At 47.3% G+C, this 21,215-nt stretch carries 12 protein-coding genes; 10 read left to right on the top strand and 2 right to left on the bottom strand.

The genetic code is table 11. From position 1 onward, the window contains the following. Positions 1 to 521: 521 nt before the first annotated feature. The 6 genes from ACJJIJ_RS05740 to ACJJIJ_RS05765 all read left to right on the top strand — a co-directional run bounded on the left by ACJJIJ_RS05740 (position 522) and on the right by ACJJIJ_RS05765 (position 12,486). The gene (locus ACJJIJ_RS05740) at positions 522 to 9,509 is read left to right on the top strand and encodes an RHS repeat-associated core domain-containing protein (protein WP_444938891.1); all 8,988 of its coding nucleotides are present in this window, start codon (positions 522 to 524) and stop codon (positions 9,507 to 9,509) included. Beyond that, complete coding sequence (locus ACJJIJ_RS05745) at positions 9,506 to 9,844, top strand: hypothetical protein (protein ID WP_444938892.1); 339 nt, start codon at positions 9,506 to 9,508, stop codon at positions 9,842 to 9,844. Before ACJJIJ_RS05740 ends, ACJJIJ_RS05745 begins: the two co-directional genes overlap by 4 nt. Positions 9,845 to 10,010: 166 nt before the next feature. After that, positions 10,011 to 10,301 (top strand): hypothetical protein, encoded by a 291-nt coding sequence (locus ACJJIJ_RS05750; RefSeq protein ID WP_444938893.1) that lies wholly within the window; start codon positions 10,011 to 10,013, stop codon positions 10,299 to 10,301. A gap of 128 nt (positions 10,302 to 10,429) precedes the next feature. Continuing rightward, complete coding sequence (locus ACJJIJ_RS05755; protein WP_444938894.1) at positions 10,430 to 10,693, top strand: TonB family protein; 264 nt, start codon at positions 10,430 to 10,432, stop codon at positions 10,691 to 10,693. A 372-nt stretch (positions 10,694 to 11,065) separates the two neighbouring features. Beyond that, positions 11,066 to 11,359 (top strand): hypothetical protein, encoded by a 294-nt coding sequence (locus tag ACJJIJ_RS05760; RefSeq protein ID WP_444938895.1) that lies wholly within the window; start codon positions 11,066 to 11,068, stop codon positions 11,357 to 11,359. Between the two features lie 161 nt (positions 11,360 to 11,520). Next, positions 11,521 to 12,486, top strand: a complete 966-nt coding sequence (locus ACJJIJ_RS05765) for a polysaccharide lyase (protein ID WP_444938896.1) — start codon at positions 11,521 to 11,523, stop codon at positions 12,484 to 12,486. 919 nt (positions 12,487 to 13,405) lie between these two features. On the opposite strand, the gene ACJJIJ_RS05770 is transcribed toward ACJJIJ_RS05765, so the two are convergent. Continuing rightward, complete coding sequence (locus tag ACJJIJ_RS05770; protein WP_444938897.1) at positions 13,406 to 13,627, bottom strand: DUF2970 domain-containing protein; 222 nt, start codon at positions 13,625 to 13,627, stop codon at positions 13,406 to 13,408. Between the two features lie 10 nt (positions 13,628 to 13,637). Then, the gene (metH, locus tag ACJJIJ_RS05775; protein ID WP_444938898.1) at positions 13,638 to 17,333 is read right to left on the bottom strand and encodes a methionine synthase; all 3,696 of its coding nucleotides are present in this window, start codon (positions 17,331 to 17,333) and stop codon (positions 13,638 to 13,640) included. Between the two features lie 257 nt (positions 17,334 to 17,590). On the opposite strand from metH, the gene curA reads away from it, so the two are divergent. The 4 genes from curA to ACJJIJ_RS05795 all read left to right on the top strand — a co-directional run bounded on the left by curA (position 17,591) and on the right by ACJJIJ_RS05795 (position 21,208). Beyond that, positions 17,591 to 18,613 (top strand): NADPH-dependent curcumin/dihydrocurcumin reductase, encoded by a 1,023-nt coding sequence (gene curA / locus ACJJIJ_RS05780; protein WP_444939570.1) that lies wholly within the window; start codon positions 17,591 to 17,593, stop codon positions 18,611 to 18,613. Positions 18,614 to 18,654: 41 nt separating this feature from the next. Further along, complete coding sequence (locus ACJJIJ_RS05785; protein WP_444938899.1) at positions 18,655 to 19,335, top strand: type 1 glutamine amidotransferase domain-containing protein; 681 nt, start codon at positions 18,655 to 18,657, stop codon at positions 19,333 to 19,335. A 117-nt stretch (positions 19,336 to 19,452) separates the two neighbouring features. Beyond that, positions 19,453 to 20,043, top strand: a complete 591-nt coding sequence (nfuA, locus tag ACJJIJ_RS05790) for a Fe-S biogenesis protein NfuA (protein WP_252085598.1) — start codon at positions 19,453 to 19,455, stop codon at positions 20,041 to 20,043. A 304-nt stretch (positions 20,044 to 20,347) separates the two neighbouring features. Then, the gene (locus tag ACJJIJ_RS05795) at positions 20,348 to 21,208 is read left to right on the top strand and encodes a patatin-like phospholipase family protein (RefSeq protein WP_444938900.1); all 861 of its coding nucleotides are present in this window, start codon (positions 20,348 to 20,350) and stop codon (positions 21,206 to 21,208) included. Positions 21,209 to 21,215: the final 7 nt, after the last annotated feature.

A 21,215-nucleotide genomic window follows, 5' to 3' on the forward strand; every position in this document is an offset into this window, starting at 1 on the left:
TTTTGTGAGTTTTTGCAGATGAAGTTGTAATAGTTTGTGGCCATGAGTGTAAGGGTCGCTCAGCTGATATCTTGAAGTTGCACTTTTAATATGGGTTGTATTTTTGTAAGCCTTGCCCTTTGCATTTTTAGGTGTTTATTGATGTCGTTTTTTTTGGTTTAACTATTCCGCCTAAATGTTGGTTGGATGGGACTTATGCCGGTAAAGGCTTTAGTGTAGGGGCTAATCACGCACTTTTAGAGTGGAAATTTATTTTCTGTGTAAGCTTGATTTGTTTGATCTGAAATTTAATTGATGTGGATCAAGGTATTTTATTCTAGGGTGTTTTTTGGTTGGTTTTTGTGAGGATTTTTGGTGGCTAAATAGAGTTTCTAAATCTGAACGATGGTTTCAATTGGAGTATAAAGACAGTTTGTGCATTTTAGTAAGGCGCATAATTTCCCTTTGGAAAGCTTATACGATAGACTCCGCGACCTGTTTTTGAGGTGGAAGCCTCGTAGTTAATTACATCGGAGTTCAGTGTGTCCAGGGATTGGAAGGCTATTTTTAGCATTTTTACATTTGTATTTTTTTACTTTTCTTTCTCTGGTCTTGCCTTGGCTGGAGTCATATCCGGAACAACCAATAGTTCCACGGGAACTGTCAAGCTTACTTACTCTAAGATTTCTCCTGCCTCAAAGGCTGAGTTTAGAATTTATAAGAGTGGTTCGCTCTATCGAACCTATAGCGTAAGTCCTAGCGGAGGAACAAAGACTTATAACTTAGGGACTGGAACTTATCGTTTTGATTTGTGGGCTGGGAATGAATGTCTACAATGGGGTCGCAATGGGCACTGCTATGAACCGGGTTTTTTCTTTAAAAGAGGTAGCCATACGGTCAAGGTAAGTATTGCTGGACCAGGCGCTGTTACTTTACCTAAAACTAGCAAAACTGGCGGGTTTAAGGTTAGTTGGGGTAAAGCATCAAAAACTCCAGGTAAGTACATATTGTGGGAGCGAAAGAACGGAGGAGCCTGGAGTGATATTTACTCCGGTGGGGGGCTTTCAAAGACATTGGCTGGTCGATCAACGGGTAAATATGAATATAGAGTGCAAGCATGCTTTACTGCGTGTAGCAGCTATGTGTACTCTCAGGCAATAACCGTTGCTAGAACACCGACCTCGGTTACTGTCCCCTCTAAAAGTACAAATGGGAGTGTTGCAATCTCATGGAATGCGGGTTCTGGTGCGTCAAAATATATACTGCAAGAGAAGAAAAACAGTGGCTCATGGGTCGAAGTATATAAGGGAAATCTCACTAAAAAGACGCTGACAGGTAGGGGAACCGGTATCTATAGCTATAGGGTTGCCGTGATTCAAGGGAGTTTGACAAGCTCGTATAAAACTTCATCAAATGTCACTGTTTCCCGGGCTCCAGGTGTTCCTAAGAATCTTGTTGTTCCCGGTAATGATTCTAACGGGGTTTACAAGATCAGCTGGGACTCGGTATCTGGCGCTTCTAGGTATAAAGTTGAACAGACGGGTGATGCTACAGGGAACTGGAGCCAAACAGGATTAAGTAAAACATTTACTAAAACAAAAAACGGTAGTTATTCCTATCGTGTGAGGGCGTGTAAAACATATAATAAGGTTGAGTCTTGTAGTGGATGGACAAGCAAAAAGACAATTAATCTAAAGTTACCCAACATTGCATTGCAGTCAGTATCCAAGTCTGGAAAGGTGATTTTAGTTTTTAATACTGATTGGCCAAGGGCCGAGCGTTGTGAGTTAAAGCGAGATAATGTCAAAGTTAGCAGTGCTAAATTCAGTTCTGGGGCAATATTCTCTGAGACTTTGAGTGCTAGTGGGACCTACAGCTATCGATATTCATGCCAAACGTGTTTATTAGGTAGCTTTCCTAACTGCCCGGAGCCTGATTATGCAGGCTATGCATCCGTTTCAGCTACGGTAGTCATTGTTCCCAATAAGGCTACTCTCTCGATAAAAAATAATAAATCTTACAATGGTAATGCCAGTTTAAAATCCCATAGTACTGGGCCGATCAGCTCCGTACGTTGGCAGAAGCGAAAAAAAGGCACTGCTTGGCCCTCTGATAGCTCTTACAGCACAGCTGGAGCAGTAGATTTTACTGCTACAGGTTTAACAGATGGAAGCTGGGAGTTCCGTAGTAAAAACTGTAACTCTTCAGGTTGCAGCGTTAGTTGGAGCGCTACAGTAGGCATTACTGTTTGGAATCAGCCTCTTCCGTCTGCCCCCGTTTTGGACTCTATAGCCAATAGCTCTAACGGCAGTATAAGTTTGAATTGGAGTGATCGCTCCAATGAGTTTGTATATCAGTACAAAATTTATGAAGGAGGTAAATTTTTAAAAACTGTTTCTACTAGTTCCACTTCTCCATCCAAGGTTACAGGTACACAATTGAAGCGGGATGATGGTGTTTATAAATATCATCTTGTAGCTTGTAACTTGAGGGGGTGTTCGGGAACGGGTAACTATAAGTCTGTTATTGTGGCTAAAAAACCGGGTAAGCCTAATAGTTTAAATTTATCTCCGCTTTTCTCCCGAACGGGAAGTGTTGACCTGAATTGGGGAAGTAGCAGTGGCAACTTGGTTCGTTATGAAATTTTTTCAGGTACAGCCACTTCCGTGGATGGAACTGTTTCTTGGAATAACTCTACAGTAATCAAACATACAAACCTGGATAATCTGTCTAAGTCTTTTAGTCTTGATGGTGGATTCTTTGCTTATAAAATCCGTGCCTGTAATCAGGTTTCCAGTTTTTCTAGTTGCTCTGCTACAGCAGTAACAGAAGTTGTGCAGGTAGAGCTTTCATCTCCTCCTGTTTCCGTAGATACACCACCACACAAGGCTACTGCCCTAGCGAATACTGATCCCGCAGTATTGGCCTCAGATCGTGTAGGTATTGTGCCTGGAGAGTTTCGTGTCAGTGAGTCTGGTGCGGCCACCTATAGCCTACCGATTCCAGTTGGTCCCTCATCGGGCAGTAGTGTGCCTAGCGTTAGTGTTAGCTATAGTAGTTCTGGGGGGCATGGTCCACTGGGTGTTGGTTGGGGCATTAGTGGGCTCTCAGCAATAACCGCTTGTCGAAAATCTTTTGAAGAAGATGGAGTGAATGGCAGCCAGTTTGATCGATTCTGTCTCGATGGTCTGCGCCTAAAATTAGTCTCATCTGGCCAATACGGTGGTATTGGCACTCAATATAGGACATCCCTGGATTCTTTTCTCAGGGTCAAGGTGGTATCGACCGGCGTCGGTAGTAAAAAAGGCTTTGAGGTCTATCGTAAGGATGGGTCCATTTCTTACTATGGCCTAACAGATGATTCTCAGAGTATCAATGCTTGGTATATCAACAAGCAAGCAGACAGTGTCGGCAATCGAATTGAATACTCCTATCTTAAAGATAATAATATTGGTGAACACCTCATTGAGTACATAGATTATTCGGGTGGAAGTAATGATATTCTCGTTAACCGAATAGAGTTTAACTACGATACTAATCGTTCAGATAAACGCTATGGCTATCGTTTTGGACAAAAGTCCGCTTCGACGAGACGATTGACCTCAATCATCTCTACGGCAGAGTCCGAGGAAATACGGCGCTATAAGTTTTCCTATAAAAAGAGTGGGACAGGTCGATTATTGCTCGAAGAAGTAGAGGAATGTGTAAAGAGTAATTGTCGTAAACCAACGGTATTTACCTATTCAAAGTCTGATGGTGCTGGTCTTGTTAAAGGGCTTGCTAATCCCAATATTTTTCACTCTGGCTTTGAAGGTGGTAAATATGGCGATGTAAATGGTGATGGACTTACAGACTTTGTATTTATTCGCTACGACGGTAGTCATGGAAAACGCTATATTCGAGTTGCTTTAGGCACTAAGCAAGGGTCGCTTGCCATTCAGCCCGGGCAAATGCGAATTCGTTCCAATGAGCGTGAGGAATGGCACCTATTAGATTACAACAATGATGGTAAAGATGATTTACTGCATGCGCCAATTTCCGACAGTTCTACATATTGGGAAGTCAATTACTCTAATGGATCTGGGTTTAATGTAACTGATACTCCTACAGCAATTACTTTCCAAAAAGGTCAGTTGGGTAAAATGCATGATTTTAATGCAGATGGTTTGCCCGACTATATCTATTTTACTGGGGGTAACGCTGATCATTTCAGGAGTCAATCACCTAACCTTAAAATCAGGGAGCTGCAGCGCAGCAGCTCGGGTAAGTTATCATTCAAAAATAGTGAAGTAGTAAGAAGTTTGTCTCTTCCCAGTTCTACCCCGCCTGGGGGAAGAACTGGCTTATATATAAATCGAACTAATGTGAATGTTCGTGATAAAGATATCGTGGCTGATTTCAATGGTGACGGAATTGCAGACTTAACTGCGATTGTGTCAACTAACTGGCGTTGTACCGAGCCATCTATCGATTGTTATAATGATATTACTTCAAAGACCGATTATCATTTTGTTGTGTTGATGTCCAATGTTAATGGTGGGCATTCTACTGTCTTTTCAAGGCAAATTTTTAATAGTGGTGGGTCCACTGAGCACATGGTGAGTGATCTCAATGGTGATGGCTTACCTGATTTACTCTTTAGGGTCAGCAATAAAAGTGCCTGGAGTGTTTATCACTTTAATGGGGTTAAATTTATAACCGCAAAAGCTCTACCAGCCATCGTAGATGACAATATTCAGTTATATGACTGGGATATGGATGGTCTGGTCGACATTCTTTACCCGAACGCTAACGATAAAATAAATAACGAATACCAGTATTTATATGTGCTCCCCAATAAATCAAATGGCTTTGGTACAGGAGTCAAGACTGGGTTAATACTTGGCGTAGATAAGAGTGACCACAGTCACTATATTATGGATGTGACTGGGGATGGTCGCCCTGAAATCGTTGAAAAGTGCGCTAACCGTGATGAAAAAGAAAACCACTGCGATGATATGCGCACCCGCTCAGGGTTCTTTAGTGGTTCTGGTTTTACAGATAAGTATGTGCGTATCCTCAAACCTAAGCATGGTAATAAACCAGTTGATATTCTTGAATCTGTTGAGAATGGTTTCGGCGTTAGAACAGAAATTCAATATGCACGCCTAAATGACGACAGTGCTAATATTTATAATCGGAAGAAGGGCTCCTTCAAGCTAAATTATGGACGCGGTTCACCCGTTTTTGACTTGTATTCACCGATGTACGTGGTGAAGAAAGTGATTTCTGATGCGCCGGCGGCGAATGACAATAACAATACTGTAGAGGCTCATTACCACTATGCAGGTGCGCGTATGCAGAGTGGTGGGCGCGGCTTCCTCGGTTTTGAGTCGGTTACCACTTATGACCCTCAAAACAAGGTGAAGATAACAACCCGGTATCGCCAAGACTACCCTTACATAGGGATGCCTTCACAAACGGCTAAAGTAATAGAGCCCAATGCCAGCAATATCAAAACTCCGGCTTCCTGTAGTGAATCCAGCCTTAAGCTGATTAGCTGTTCTATTAATACGCTTAAATCGGTTGAGCCGGTATCCGGTAAAACAGTAATGCCCTATATCAGCCAAGCGCAGGATAAGTCTTATAGCTTGGATGGACATTATCTGGGCAAGGTGGTGACTACCACTAATTACACGGCTGATGTTGATATCAAGTATGGCAATGTGAGCTCTGTGGTGGTTAAAAATTATGATGCTTCAAATAACCTTGTTCAGAGCAAAACCACAAGTAACAAATATAATAATGTGGTTAGCAGCAGCCGCTGGCATTTGGCGCGGCTGAGTGAGAGCAGCGTCACTACTCAGAGGCAAGGTAGCTTGGCTGCACCACAGATCAAGCGCACTGTACATTTTGGTTATGACGGCCAGACCGGCCTTTTAACTGATGAATGGGTAGCCAAAGGTAGCGTAGAAGAATTGCACACCCGTTACGAACACGATCGCTTTGGTAATCGTATTGCAGCTACTGTGACCGATGCGCTTGGTCAAAGCCGTACTAGCCATACGGGTTATGACAGCTATGGGCGCTTTCCGACCAGTAAGACTAATGCGCTTAGTCAAACGGTAGAGCAGTATTTGGGAATGGATGCCTTTGGCCAACCAGGTAAAGTATTTGATATTAGTGGGGTGGCCACCACTTATGCCTACTCTCAATTTGGTACTCGCTACTTTGAGCATCATGAGACAGGTAGTCATAGCACGACCCTGAGTACATTCTGCGCTGACAGCGGTGGCTGCCCTACGGTCGCTGGTGTACCGGCGCATTTTAAGGTGACTTCTACCGGTATCGATAAAACAAAAACGGTAATGTACCACGATCGTCTGGGCCGGGAGATCCGCAAACAAACTCAGGACTTTCATGGTAAATCTGTATTTGTAGATACCCAGTACGATGTGCAGTCCCGTGTTAAAAAGATTTCCGATCCCTATAAAAGCGGCAGCTCTCCGCGTTGGACCTCTTACTCCTACGATATTCTAGGACGCACCACCAAAGTGGATGCACCCAGTGGCCAATGTGATAGCACCATTACCTACAATGGTCTGAGAGAAACTACTAAAAATTGTGCACAGCAAACTAAGGTTACCCAGAAAAATGTGCTCGGTGAGCTGGCCCAAGTCACTGATAACATCGGAGGAAAACTTAAGTATGAATATTTTGCTGATGGCAACCTCCGACATGTTCGTGTATTGAATAGCGGAGGTGGCGAAACTTCAGTAACCAGTATTGAATACGATAATCTGGGTCGTAAGAAACGCTTGGTAGATCCGGATAAGGGCACATGGACCTACGGCTATAACGGTTTTGGCGAGTTGGCTTGGCAGAAGGATGCCAAGGGGCAGGGTACCACCATGACCTATGATGCCCTTGGCCGTATGGTGACTCGAGCCGATTACACTAGTTTCAATTCCAGTAGCCAAACAGGCAAGCTACAGAACTTTAGCCGTTGGTACTACGACCAGGATCCTGGTTGTAATTCCAAATACCGATTCGATGGCAAACTGGTGGCCGTAGCCCAAGCTTCCGTAGTTATTAACGGTAGCTGCAATACAAATATGGAGGACATTAGCTTCCTTAAGCTAATGCACTACGATATCTACGGTCGCCTGGGTGAAACTACGACGGTGTTGGGTGTACTTGATGGCGAAGGAGATTTTTATGAGAAGGTCACCTATGACAAGTACAGCCGTGTCAAGCGTAGCTTTGACGCCAGTAATCAGCAGGTAGCTCGCCAACAAAATTACCTATATGGCATGGAAACTGTTTATAACAGCTATGGGTATAAGGTGGGTGTGCGGGATGTGAAGGCTCCTGCCGGGCAGGGTTACTACTACCGTGTGAAGCGCATGAACCTGCGCGGACAGGTAGAAGAAGTATTATTGGGTAATGGCCTCACAACCACTTATGAGTATCACCCTCAGCACTATCGCCTCACCAGTATCCTCACAGATATTAACCCTGGGGTAGGTCAAGTGCAGAATCTGCATTACGACTGGAATGCTATCGGCAACCTTTTGTCTAAAACCGATCTCAGTGGTGATGGTAGTTACAGCAAGGATCTACAGGAAAGTTTTGAGTACGATGGCCTGAACCGCCTGCGCTATGCACGGCTCTATAGTGGTGGTAGCGAAGCTAGCGTACAGGAAGTGCGTTACAACGATGCCGGAAACATCAGATTTAAAAGTGGGGTTGGAAATTATAGTTACGATAGTGCTCGACCACATGCTGTGACAAAAGCTGGAAGCCTTAGTTATGAATACGATGAAAATGGCAACATGGTGCGCGGTTCAAATAACCGCATAAGGGAATATACGGTATTTGATAAGCCAAGTTTACTCACCAAAGATAGTCATAAAACCCACCTTTATTATGGTCCCGACCGTAGTCGCTTCAAGCGTGTGGACGACAATGGCAAAGGTACTGTGACTACCTTGCAGATCGGCAGCGTCGAGAAAGTGATTGAGCGCAGTACCTCCGGAGCCCATATAAAGAGCTTCTATCGCCGCAATATTGCGGGGGTTGCTGTTGAGCGAGTACAACTAGATGCGTCGGATGAAATTGCCGGTACAAGCACTCAGTATTTACACAAAGGCCTACAGGGCTCCCTGGATGTCATTACTGATAGTAAGGGGCAGGTTGCAGAAGATGCTGCAGGTAACAAGTTGCTATACAGCTTTGATGCATGGGGCAAACGCCGCAACCCGTTGAACTGGGAGCGTATCGGTTCTGGCCCCTCGAATACGGTTAAGACTTTAAACGTTGGTGCTTTTAATCATTTAAGTAGTAACCGTGGTTACACAGGTCATGAAATGATGGATGAGGTGGGCCTTATTCATATGAATGGCCGGGTGTACGATCCCAACCTGTCACGTTTCTTAACCGCTGATCCGCTAATTGATGGGGTAACTTCGGTACAAGGCTACAACCGCTATGCCTATGTACACAATAATCCGCTGAGTTATACGGATCCTTCTGGGTATAGTTCCTGGAATAAATTCAGGAATGCCTTCTTAAATAACCGTGATCTTCATCGTTATATGGCTGGGAAGCCACTTTTGAATGCTGTTGCACAAGTTGCTATTTGCGTAGCTTCTAATGCTGCTTGTCCGGCGGCTCTTGCCGCTTATAATGCGAATCAGACGTATCAGGTAACTGGAGATATAGGGTTAGCTTTCCGCAATGGTGTCTTTGCAGCAGTTTCAGCGGCAGCCTTTTCCGCCATGCCTCAAGGATGGAGTCCGACTAATATTGCAATCCGTGGAGTAACCGGAGGTATATTGGCAAAACTGGGTGGTGGAAAGTTTGCCCATGGTTTTGTCTCGTCGGGAGTCGGTGGTGGATTTGGGAAAAATACGCATATAGCCGTTAAGATGGTGGTTTCAGGGCTGGTATCTGAGGCTACAGGTGGCAAGTTTATTAATGGGGCGGCGACTGCTGCTTTTGCGAGTATTGTTAGTTCGATAGCGAATCCAGGAGATCTAAGCGCTAGAAATAAGAGTGGTAGTGCAGACACAACAAATTTTTGTTCTGTTCCACTTGAGTGTGCAAGTGTTCAAGATCAGAAAGCCGTTGAAGCTTTATCAGTAGCAAATCCTCAGTCAATCAAAGATAACCTTGAATACGGTGGGTATATTTACCGGAGCGAAAATGGTACTTACGGGTATACAAAACCTATGGCAGGCACAGAAGATGGATTCAATCTTTCTTCTGCTGCGCACCTTGTTCCTGAAGGGGCCGTTATTGTTGGTGATTATCATACGCATGCAGATTACTCCATAATAAACTCGAACGGAGATATTATTAGAACGAGTAACCCTCTTAGGGATGATTTTAACTCTGATCATTTCTCAAATGAATTAGGGGCAGGTGATATTTATGGTATTACTATTGATGGGCAAGGGAAATCATATTACAGAGGCTATTTGGGGACTCCTAGTGGGGTGTTTAGGGCTTATAATCCATCAAATGGAATGGAGTATATTATCAAATGAGAAGAATCAAAATTATACTATTTTTTATGTTGATGTTGTCTTCAGCAGTTTTTGCAGATCACAAGGGAAGTAAGGGTATGGTTGACGAGTTAAGTGTAATAACCATGAAAGACTATAAAGTTATTGAGATTGCTGTTTCCGAATTAAGGAAAAAAATTAATAATTTTGAAGAGTATAAAATATCTCTATATAAAGCTGGGCGAGATAATTATGTCGTGATTTTTTCAGATCCAAATATGCCTGCTGGGCAGAGAGGGAGTTCTCCAAAAATGCCAAGCTTTAAAGTAGAAATCAACGCAAAACAAGAGGTAATAAACTCTCACTTTATCCGCTAAGCATGTAGAACTCTCTGAATATTGAGGGTCTGAATAAAGTGTTGGCGCCAAAATAAATCATTCGATTTGGCTGAGCAGTTATTTAAGAAGTCTCGGCAGAGTAATCTGCCGGGGTTTTGTTTTTAGTGTATATCACCCTGACCGAGTCCAGTACCAGGTCTTGTACTTGAACTTTATAACACTGTCCAAAACCGACCTCAGTGGCGATGGTAGTTACAGCAAGGACCTGCGGGAACGTTTTGAGTACGACGGCCTTAACCGCCTGCGCTATGCGCGCCACTATCAGGCCGGCAGCCAAACTCCCATCCAGGAGGTGCGCTACGATGATACCGGTAATATCACCTATAAAACGGGCGTTGGTAGCTATGAGTACAGTGGCCCACGCCCCCGTGCGGTAACCAAAGCCGGTAATACCAGTGGAGAACTAAGATTATGTCACTATCGAAAACTAAATTAATTTTCTTGTGCTACCTCTTTCTAGCTTCTTGCATGTCACTAAATGTGATACCTATCAGCGAAAAGTCAAATATACAAATGCTGAATAGGGGGGTTGAGTGGAAGATTCGAAGAACTATTTAACCGAAAATGCTTTACCCTAAAACTGAGTTTGATAAAGGCCAAGAAGGTTGGGTGCTTGTTCGAGGAGATATAAGTAAGCAAGGAATTGCGAATAATCTTAATGTGGTAGATTTCAGCCCGAGCGCTGCATTTAATTCAGCTGCAATAAGGTATCTAAGGGGCTCCCAGTTTGAACCCTATAAGCAGAAAGGTAAGGCCTCTATTCTTAAGGATTATTACTTTCTAATAATTTTTGAGTTAGGTGAAGAGCATCCTAGATATAAAGGATAGAGAGGAAAGCTAGATATTTATTTTGTCCCTAATGATAAAGAGGAGATTGAATTCCCTACGCTTAAATAACACTTTCTATCTAACGGAACCACTACTTAATAGCCTCGGCAAAGTACTTGTTGGGGCTCTGCTTTTAAGATATATCCCCCTTTTCGAACTCAGTAATAAGTTTTGAGTTTCATAATTTTGCCAAAAACCGATCTTTGTGGCGATCACAGCTATAGCTAGGGCTTGCTAAAGAGCTTTGAATAGAATGGCTTCAATTGCCTGTGCCAAGTATGCCTCTATCAGACTTGTATTTAAACTGTTACCCAAGAGATACGCTACTATGATACCGGCAATACCAGCTATCAGTGCGACAACAACGGCAGCATGAGTAGCGACTCGGGCAGCTGTACGCTGGACTATACCGTCTTTGATAAACCCAGCTTGGTCACTAAAGGCGGCCACGATACACGCTTCACCTACGGCCCAGTTCGCAGCTGCTTTAAGCGGGTGGACGACAATGGTAAAAGCACTGTGATCATCTTGCAGATTGGTATTTTCGAAAGGTCATTGAGAACACTAAATCAGATTATGCTATTTATCTTGCCAAATATGATTCCTTCTTTAGTTGAATATGAAGTGAAAATATGGATAGGTTTGAAGCATATTGAAATTGGTTGATAAGATATTTACTTGTTTGAAAGTTGTTGTCGAAGGAAGGCCTTTAAGCTGTTAAAATTCAGGGCGTGATAGTCGGTTGTTCGATTGTCAATCATGGAGTGAGGCTTTAGCTTCTTTCCGAAGTTGGCTAGCCTTAGGGGCTTTTCTGAGTGGTAAGGATTATGAAGAAACTTTTTACCTTTTTAACGATTGTAACTGTTTTAATGGTTTCAAACATTTCAATTGCAAGTGAATATACAGACCATGCTTTATTTAGAATGAATTTTGAGTATAACTCACCGCTCAAAATAAAAAGTAATCACTTAAAAGTGATTACTTTTCCTACTATAGGCCCCAACAGATTACTTGAGGCTAGCTATGTGCCTTATAGCGAAGGTTCTGAGCGCATTACAGGCAGATTACCACTGACCGATTCTGTTAGTTCTGCAACCCTAAGTTATGACGTGAAGTTTCATAGTGATTTCCAGTTCGTTAGGGGAGGCAAGCTTCACGGTTTAGGTGGAGGAACAGGTACTACGGGGTGCAAACCTATAGATCCTAAAGGCTGGAGTGTTCGTGTCATGTTTGATGGTGAGGGTAGTCCGAAGTTATATGTTTATCACCAGGATAGACAGAGAGCCTGCGGTGATAGCTTTGCCAACTTAACAGACTTTAAATTTGATTTACACAGATGGTATCGAGTAGAGCTTTTTGTACAAATGAATACTGCTGCCAATAATGCGGATGGCTTCGCCGAGCTTTATGTGGATGGTAATAAAATTAGCGAGAAGCATGGGCTACGTCTAACAGGCAGCATGAATGCACTGGTAGATACCTTTCTGTTCAGTACTTTTCATGGAGGCTCAACTAAGGAGTGGGCGCCAACAAAGACTGTTAAGGCATACTTTGATAACTTTACTGTAAAAAACGGTAAACGTATCGCCGGCAAGGATGCTTGGAGGTGTGAATATAAAGAAGGCGGAATATATACAACTAATGGTGCCTGCTGTAAGAATTCCTGTGGTTCATGTGGGGGAACTGGTTGCGGAGCCTTGCCAGGGGGTGCGAGTGCCTGTTGTAGTCTTAAGGTTGTAAATGAGGCACCTCTTTGTTCCTATCCGGCTACAAATGCCCCGTGTTCTCTTTAAATGTTAATTTTTTAAAATTCTTAATAGAAATTCTTAAAGACGATCAATTGAACTCTTTGGTTTGTTGATCTGGTTAGGAAAAATCCGGAACTCCTAATAAGGGTTCCGGGTTTTTATATTTGAGCCAAGTAATAAGTATAAGCGCTATAAACTTCATAACACCATGGATGCGCTTAGCTTTATAATTTCCACTTTTACTAATGGTTGATCTATCTACGAAGCGGTCCTGTAAGTTGGTAAATCTATCGTGATTGGTCACGCAGAGTCTTGGGAATTGTACTAGAAATGCGCCTACTAACAGCTCAAGCCCATTATGGGCTCACGGTACAATTTAGGGCATGCGTAGCATTACCGATTTAGTATGGAAATTGCCGGTGCGTTGGCGAATATAGTTAGCGCCCTAAGCGTGAGAGCCTGTAATCACTCAAGTTGCAATCGCAGTAATATCGGTCATTAAATGCTGGATAAGACAGGCCCTGTCCCTATAAATGGACGGATCTACAATCCAACCCCGGCCTGCCTTGCAACTGCAGGCTCAATTTGCTCTACTTGATATGCCGCTGCCTGCGGCTCACCTACTTTGAATAACAATAATGTGTAATCGGAGAAATTCGATGAAGGAAGAAGTAGCTGTTACCCCGGAAGAAGACAATTTCGCAGATGCCATCGCCGCTGTAGCTCTGGTCGCTATCTTTGTTGCAACCTGTATTTTCTGGGTTGCTACCCGCTGACCCATATGATGTCCCGACCCGGAGCCGAGCCGTACCGGGTACTTCTCCGTAAATCCCCCTCTATGACTCACAGCAATACCTTCCTTGGGGCTATCTGCTTGGGCTGAAATCTATTTAGGCAGAAATTTGAGTGATCAAGCGGGCGAGGAGCCCGCTTTTGCTGAGAGAATTCTAGCTGGGGGAGAGCTTTAGCCCATATTGCCCAGTACGGTCTTTACGATCAGTATTAGGGTTAAGACAAACAAAATGGTGAAGGCAATTCCGGCGACAACAAAGTGCATCATGCTGCCGCTTTGAAAGTCCTTCTCTCGGTTCTTGTTGCTCTGAACTCCAATGGCCCCTGCCAGAGTGCTTAGTACAATCTGGCCTAGTCCGGGCTTCCTTGCTCGTTTCTTATTATTTTCCTGCATGGGGGGATCCTCACTCTTCGAGATTTGGGCGCAGCCAGCGCTCCAGTTCCTGTTCACTAATTCCTTTGCGCTTGGCCAGGCTTTGCAGCTGGTCCCGACCGATTTTACCGACATTAAAGTATTTGGCCTGCGGGTGGGCGAAGTACCAGCCGCTGACTGCGGCCGCTGGCATCATGGCGAAATGCTCGGTCAGGCTGACCCCGGCATTTTCTTCGGCGTTCAATAAACTGAACAAAGTCGCCTTTTCTGAGTGGTCCGGGCAGGCGGGATAGCCGGGCGCCGGGCGGATACCCTGATAGGCTTCTTTGATTAGCTGCTCATTGCTCAACTCTTCGTCTGCCGCATAGCCCCAGTATTCCTTGCGTACTTGGCGGTGCAAGGTTTCAGCAAAAGATTCTGCCAGCCGGTCTGCCAGGGCCTTCACCATAATTGCGTTATAGTCATCGTGCTTGGCTTCGTAGCTCTGTGCCAGTTCGTCGGCGCCGATGCCAGTGGTAACTGCGAAGCCGCCGACATAATCGATATAGCCGGAATCCAGAGGCGCGACAAAGTCCGCCAGTGAACGGCACAGACCATCGCCGCCCATCTTTTGTACCTGTTGGCGAATATGATGTAAACGCGCCAGTTCATCATTGCGCGCTTCATCTTTGTACACAATGATATCGTCGCCGATGCTATTGGCGGGCCACAAACCGAACACAGCGCGGGCGCGCAGCTGCTTTTTGGCAATCATCTCTTTCAGCAGGCGCTGGGCATTGTGGTAGAGATCGCTGGCAGCTTCGCCGACCACTTCATCCTTGAGGATAGCCGGATACTTGCCCGCCAGATCCCAGGATAAAAAGAAGGGTGTCCAGTCTAGCGTCTCGAGGAGGTTTTCCAGGGGAAAATCTTCGATAACGGTAATTCCCAATTTTTTGGGTTTTACGGGTTGGTAATTTTGCCAGTCGAATTCAGGGGCGTTATCGCGGGCTTCCGCATAGGTCAGCCGGGTGTCGTTGCGCTTTCTATTGGCGGTGCGGGTGCGCACCTTTTCATATTCCGCGCGGACCTTTTCAACAAAGGCGGGGCGCAGTTCTTCGGAAATCAAGCTGCTGGCCACCCCCACAGCGCGCGAGGCATCGGCCACATACACTACCTGATTGCGATTGAATTGGGGATCAATCTTTACTGCGGTGTGTGCCTTGGAAGTGGTGGCACCGCCAATCAGCAGAGGAATATCGAATTTCTGGCGTTCCATTTCTGCGGCGACATGCACCATCTCATCAAGGGAGGGGGTGATTAAACCGGATAGACCGATAATGTCACAATTCTTTTCCCGGGCGGTTTGCAGAATAGTTTCTGCGGCCACCATCACGCCGAGGTCGATTACCTCGTAATTGTTACAGGCCAGCACCACCCCGACGATATTCTTGCCGATATCGTGCACATCGCCTTTTACCGTGGCCATAAGGATACGGCCGTTGGGCCGGCTGTCCTCGGTTTTTTCCGCTTCGATAAACGGTTGTAAATAGGCGACGGCCTGCTTCATCACCCGTGCCGATTTCACCACCTGGGGCAGGAACATCTTGCCCTCGCCAAATAGGTCGCCAACGATATTCATACCGTCCATCAGCGGACCTTCGATCACATCCAGGGGGCGGCTGCTATTGGCGCGGGCCTCTTCGGTGTCTGCCTCGATATAGTTGTTGATTCCTTTTACTAAGGAGTGCGCCAGACGTTCTTTGACCGGCAGCTCACGCCAGCTCAGGTCTTCCTTGCGCGTTGTGCCGCCGCCTTCACCCATATATTTGGGGGCGATATCCAGTAGGGCTTCGGTGGCTTCGTCATTGCGATTGAGGATGACGTCTTCCACCTTTTCCCGCAGTTCTTCAGGCAGCTCGTCATAGACCGCCAGCTGACCGGCGTTGACAATGCCCATATTCAGGCCGGCTTTGATGGCGTGGAATAGGAATACCGAGTGGATGGCCTCACGCACTGGGTTGTTGCCGCGGAAAGAGAAGGAAACGTTAGAGACACCACCGCTGATTTGAGCACCCGGTAGGTTCTCACGAATCCAACGGCAGGCCTCAATAAAGTCCACCGCGTAGTTGTTGTGCTCCTCAATACCAGTGGCGATAGCGAAAATATTGGGATCGAAAATAATATCGGTGGGGTCGAAACCGACTTCCTCTACCAATACTTCATAACTGCGCTTACAGATTTCGATTTTGCGCTCAAAGGTATCCGCCTGACCCTGCTCATCAAAGGCCATCACCACTACGGCGGCACCATAGCGCAGGCACAGTTGCGCCTTCTCAATAAACTCCTCTTTGCCTTCCTTGAGGCTGATGGAGTTCACGATGGGTTTACCCTGAATACACTGCAGCCCGGCCTCGATCACCTCCCATTTGGAGGAGTCCACCATAAAGGGCACCTTAGCGATGTCGGGCTCGGTGGCTGCCAGGTTGAGAAAACGGCGCATGGCGGCGTGTGCATCGAGCATCGCCTCATCCATATTGAAATCAATCACCTGCGCGCCATCTTCCACCTGAGCGGCGGCGACCTGCAGGGCGGTATCGTAATCCTCTTCAAGAATCAGTCGCTTGAAACGGGCGGAGCCGGTCACATTACAGCGCTCGCCCACATTGACGAAGAGGGCGCTTTCGTCGGCCACAAAAGGCTCCAAACCGGAAAGGCGTAAAGCCGGTTTGATCTCGGGCAACTGGCGCGGAGGGATATCGGATACCGCCTCTGCAATGGCGCGGATGTGTTCCGGCGTGGTGCCGCAGCAACCGCCGAGAATATTGATAAAGCCACTGCGGGCAAACTCCGCCACAATCGCCGCGGTTTGCTCCGGGGTTTCGTCGTATTCGCCAAACTCATTGGGCAGGCCGGCATTGGGGTGCGCGGAAACATAAGTGACACAGGCACCAGATAGGGCCTCCACATAGGGGCGCAACTCAGTGGCGCCGAGGGCACAGTTAAGGCCTACAGAAATCGGTTTGGCGTGGGCGATGGAGTAGTAAAACGCCTCGGTAGTCTGGCCGGAGAGGGTACGGCCGGAGGCGTCAGTGATGGTGCCGGAGATCATAATCGGCAACTCGAAGCCCAGCTCCTCAAACAGCTGCTGCATGGCGTAAATGGCCGCCTTGGCATTGAGCGTGTCGAAGATGGTTTCAATCAGGATCAGGTCACTGCCGCCCTCAATCAGGGCGCGGCCGGCTTCCACATAATTGTGTACCAGCTCATTGAAAGTCACATTGCGCGCACCCGGGTCGTTGACATCCGGGGAAATACTGGCGGTACGTGAGGTAGGGCCAATCACCCCGGCCACCCAGCGGGGGCGCTCTGGGGTGGAGAGGGCATCCGCCGCGCGGCGGGCCACTTCTGCTGAGGTTCGATTCAGCTCTACTACAAGATGTTCCATGTCGTAATCAGACTGGGACAGCTCAGTCGCATTAAAAGTATTGGTCTCGATAATGTCGGCGCCAGCTTCCAGGTATTGCCGGTGGATTTGTTCGATCAGGTAGGGACGAGTAATGCTTAAAAGGTCGTTATTACCTTTCAGGTCCTTATGGAAGTCAGCAAAGCGGGCGCCGCGGTAATCTTCTTCCTGTAATTTTTCCCGCTGAATCATGGTTCCCATAGCGCCGTCGAGAATCAGGATGCGCTGAGCGAGCGCGGCTTTGAGTTGCTCCAGGCGTTGATTACGGGAAAGCGCAGACATTGACCAATCCTTAATTGTCTATGGCGGGAAAGGCATCAATCTTAGCACACGGATACTTGTCAACAGGGGCTAAATTGATGGACAAAAAATACCACGACACAATAACCGGTAATTTTTTGCTAACGGCGTGCAATTTCTATCTATAGTTTGGCCTTCAGCAGACATAAAAGCTCAGGAGAGGGCCTGGCTCGCCAATGGTACAAAAGGTTGTGCCAAGTGAAAGTCTGGCTCAGTGAAGGAGACACATCGTGCAATCAATGGATAAGAACCGCCGGGTTGTATTGGCTTCCCGGCCCGAAGGGGCACCGAGCGAAGACAATTTTAGTATTGAGGAGTTGGGGGTGCCCGAACCTGCTCGGGGTGAGGTGTTGTTACGAACGGTTTTTCTTTCCCTGGACCCCTATATGCGCGGCCGTATGAGTGATGCCAAATCGTACGCAGAGCCGGTACCCCTGGGGGGCGTTATGGTGGGTGGCACAGTAAGTCGGGTGCTTGTGTCACACCTGGATGATTTCGAAGAGGGAGACTGGGTGCTGGGATATTGCGGATGGCAGGATTACGCAATCTCAGATGGTGAAGGGTTGGTGAATCTTGGTAAAAATCCCAGCCATCCCTCCTACGCACTCGGTGTTTTGGGTATGCCGGGTATTAGCGCCTATTACGGGCTGTTGGAAATTGGCCAGCCAAAAGCAGGGGATACTCTGGTTGTCGCTGCAGCTACTGGCCCTGTGGGCTCCACTGTAGGGCAGATTGGTAAAATTCAGGGGTGCCGGGTAGTTGGTATTGCCGGTGGAGCAGAAAAATGCCGCTACGCGGTAGAGGAGTTGGGCTTTGATATCTGTCTCAACCACCGAGCGGAGGAGTTTCCCGAGCAGTTGGAGGAGGCCTGTCCAGACGGTGTGGATGTGTATTTCGAAAATGTGGGCGGAGATGTATTTGATGCAGTTTTACCGCTTCTCAATGACTTTGCCCGGGTTCCCGTGTGTGGGCTGGTTGCTCACTACAACGCTACGTCATTGCCTGAGGGTCCGGATCGCCTGAGCTTGTTGATGCGTGAAATCCTTACCAAGCGCCTTAAAATCCAAGGATTTATTATTTTTGATCAATATGAGCGCTTCGGCGATTTTATTATTGGTTTGAGTCACTGGGTTGGCGAGGGTCGCATCAAATACCGTGAGGATCTGGTGGAGGGATTGGAAAAAGCGCCCCGCGCCCTGATGGGGTTATTACAGGGGGAGAATTTTGGCAAAGTCGTGGTGCGCTTGGGTACCGATGATTAATTGCAGAATTGAATCAATAACAGGCACCAGGGAGGTCGCCGATGAAAATTTTAATGGTTTTGACTTCACACGATAAGCTGGGCAATACCGGTAAGAAGACTGGTTTTTGGCTGGAGGAATTTGCCGCGCCTTACTACGTCTTCAAAGATGCCGGGGCGCAAGTTACTCTGGTTTCCCCCAAGGGCGGGCAACCACCGCTAGACCCCAAAAGTGATGAACCAGATTTCCAGACCGATGCCACCCTGCGTTTCCGCCAGGATCCGGCAGCCCAGCAAGCGCTTGCCAATACGGGCAAGCTTGCCAATGTGCAGGAGGCGGATTTCGATGCTGTTTTTTACCCCGGTGGTCACGGCCCCCTTTGGGATCTGGCAGAGGATAAGGATTCCATTTCCCTGATTGAGGCGTTCTATGGGGCTGATAAGCCGGTAGGTGCTGTGTGTCATGCACCGGCCATTTTTCGCCATACCCGGTGCAAAGGCGGCCATCCCTTGGTTTCCGGCAAGAGTGTCACCGGCTTTAGTAACTCCGAGGAGGAGGCGGTGGGATTGGTAGATGTTGTGCCCTTTCTGGTGGAGGATATGCTTAAAGATCGCGGAGGCAACTACTCCAGCGAAGACGATTGGGCACCCTATGTGGTCGTGGATGGCAAACTGGTCACTGGTCAGAACCCCGCTTCTTCGGAGGATGTGGCACAAACCCTGATGGGAATGATCCCCGTATGAGCCATTTTTTGGGGGGGTGTCCGGGGCCGCCACCCTCCCGAAAAACACACCGGTTTCACTTGGGCGTTTCTGAGAGTAAAATACCCGACAAAGAAGCTCGGTTATTTGAGAAGGCTTATGTCAGAACTGAATGTCACCATCACTGAATCCGCGCAGGAGTACCTGAAGGAACTGCTGGCCAAGCAGGACTGCGAGGGAATCGCGATTCGTATGTTTGTCTCCAATCCAGGTACTCCCAGTGCCGAAACTTGCATTGCCTACTGTCGCCCCGGCGAGGAGGAGGCAGAAGATGTGGTGATGGAGATGAACGGCCTCAAGGCCTACTTTGAAGGCCGCAGTGTGCCTTACCTGGACGATGCCAGGGTTGACTACTCCTCCGATAAAATGGGTGGCCAGCTCACCATTCGCGCGCCCAACTCGCGAATGCCGAAGATCACCGATGACAGCCCAATAGAAGACCGTATTAACTATGTACTCTTCAATGAGGTAAACCCCGGGCTGGCGGCTCACGGGGGCCAGGTGAGCCTGGTGGAGGTCACAGAGGATAAATTTGCCGTGTTGAAGTTTGGCGGCGGCTGCCAGGGTTGTGGCATGGTGGATATGACCTTGAAAGAAGGTGTTGAGAAAACTCTAAAAGAGAAAATCCCCGAACTGGCCGGTGTTAAAGATATTACCGATCACACTGATAAGTCTCAGGCTTATTACTAATAGTTGGGACCGTATGCTCTTCCCGGAGAGAATTAAAAGGCGAAGTAATACTTCGCCTTTTTTCTTGCTTGTCTGAACTGGTTAGTTCCTTTCTTATGATTTTGCCTCCCTTCTTACCTGTCGCTGCACTCCTTATTTACTTCTGAAGGCGCCTGGGCCGCCCCGGACTTTGCCTGCCCCGTATATATTTTAAAGACCTCTTGGATTTGTAGCTGGGGTGGTATCCACGCTCAAAAGGGGCGTATGGCGCCTTGTAGGCGCTCTGACTTCAGTGGCTATAGCGGGCAGGCCGGGATAGAGTTCTATGTTCGATCAGGTGGTATTCGCCGGTGGAGGAGTGCGCTGTACCTGGCAGATTGGGTTTTGGCAGTCTGTTGCAGACAGGATTCAACTTAGACCCAAGGTGGTGAGTGCCGTCTCAGCCGGCGCCCTGGTTTCCAGCCTGATATTGATGGGCAAGTCCTTGGATGCAGTAGAGTATTTTGCCGAGGCCTTCGAGGAAAATCCCAGCAACGTTCACTGGGGCAATCTCTTTCGTAAAGACCCGCTATTTCCCCATCACCACATCTACCGTAATGGTATGAACCGACTGTTTGAGGGCGGTTTTGAACGCCTGCGAGAGGCTGCAGAAATGCGAATAGCAGTTAGCCATTCGCCGGGCTGGTTAAATGGCTCTTTAGCACTAATTATCGGAGTTGGTATTGATTACTCCGATACCTTTCTCACTCGTTCTCTGCACCCAAACACCGCCAAGCGCCTTGGTTATCGACAGTCCTTTTACTCGGTACGAGACTGTAACAATGTGGGCGATCTGCAAAAACTGATCCTCTCCTCCTCTTGCACGCCACCTTTTACTCCCCGGCAACAGGATCGGGGTAGAGAGGTCCTGGATGGCGGTATCGTAGATAGCGTGCCGGTAGGCGGGCTCAAGCCGGGGCCTAGTCAGGTACTGATTCTGTTAACCCGCAATTACCCCCAGTACCCAAATCATTTCAGTTGCCAAAAGGGTGAGCAACTCTGGACCTATGTGCAGCCGAGCCGGCCCTTGCCGGTGAGCGTCTGGGATTTTTCCAATCCACAGAGTGTGTGGCAGGCCTTTGATGCGGGTTATGCCGATGGAGAGGCATTCCTGGCGGCATATTCTCCAGAGGGGAGCGCCAAGTGAAGAATTG

This window comes from Microbulbifer mixtoriginis (SeqCode) (assembly GCF_052467945.1).

Excerpts from the sequence above, each read along its gene's own strand:
- ACJJIJ_RS05745 (WP_444938892.1), top strand. The coding sequence starts at position 9,506 with ATGAGAAGAATCAAAATTATACTATTTTTTATGTTGATGTTGTCTTCA.
- ACJJIJ_RS05785 (WP_444938899.1), top strand. The coding sequence starts at position 18,655 with ATGAAAATTTTAATGGTTTTGACTTCACACGATAAGCTGGGCAATACC.
- ACJJIJ_RS05765 (WP_444938896.1), top strand. The coding sequence starts at position 11,521 with ATGAAGAAACTTTTTACCTTTTTAACGATTGTAACTGTTTTAATGGTT.
- ACJJIJ_RS05795 (WP_444938900.1), top strand. The coding sequence starts at position 20,348 with ATGTTCGATCAGGTGGTATTCGCCGGTGGAGGAGTGCGCTGTACCTGG.
- ACJJIJ_RS05755 (WP_444938894.1), top strand. The coding sequence starts at position 10,430 with ATGCTTTACCCTAAAACTGAGTTTGATAAAGGCCAAGAAGGTTGGGTG.
- ACJJIJ_RS05760 (WP_444938895.1), top strand. The coding sequence starts at position 11,066 with ATGAGTAGCGACTCGGGCAGCTGTACGCTGGACTATACCGTCTTTGAT.
- metH (WP_444938898.1), bottom strand. The coding sequence starts at position 17,333 with ATGTCTGCGCTTTCCCGTAATCAACGCCTGGAGCAACTCAAAGCCGCG.
- ACJJIJ_RS05770 (WP_444938897.1), bottom strand. The coding sequence starts at position 13,627 with ATGCAGGAAAATAATAAGAAACGAGCAAGGAAGCCCGGACTAGGCCAG.
- curA (WP_444939570.1), top strand. The coding sequence starts at position 17,591 with ATGGATAAGAACCGCCGGGTTGTATTGGCTTCCCGGCCCGAAGGGGCA.
- nfuA (WP_252085598.1), top strand. The coding sequence starts at position 19,453 with ATGTCAGAACTGAATGTCACCATCACTGAATCCGCGCAGGAGTACCTG.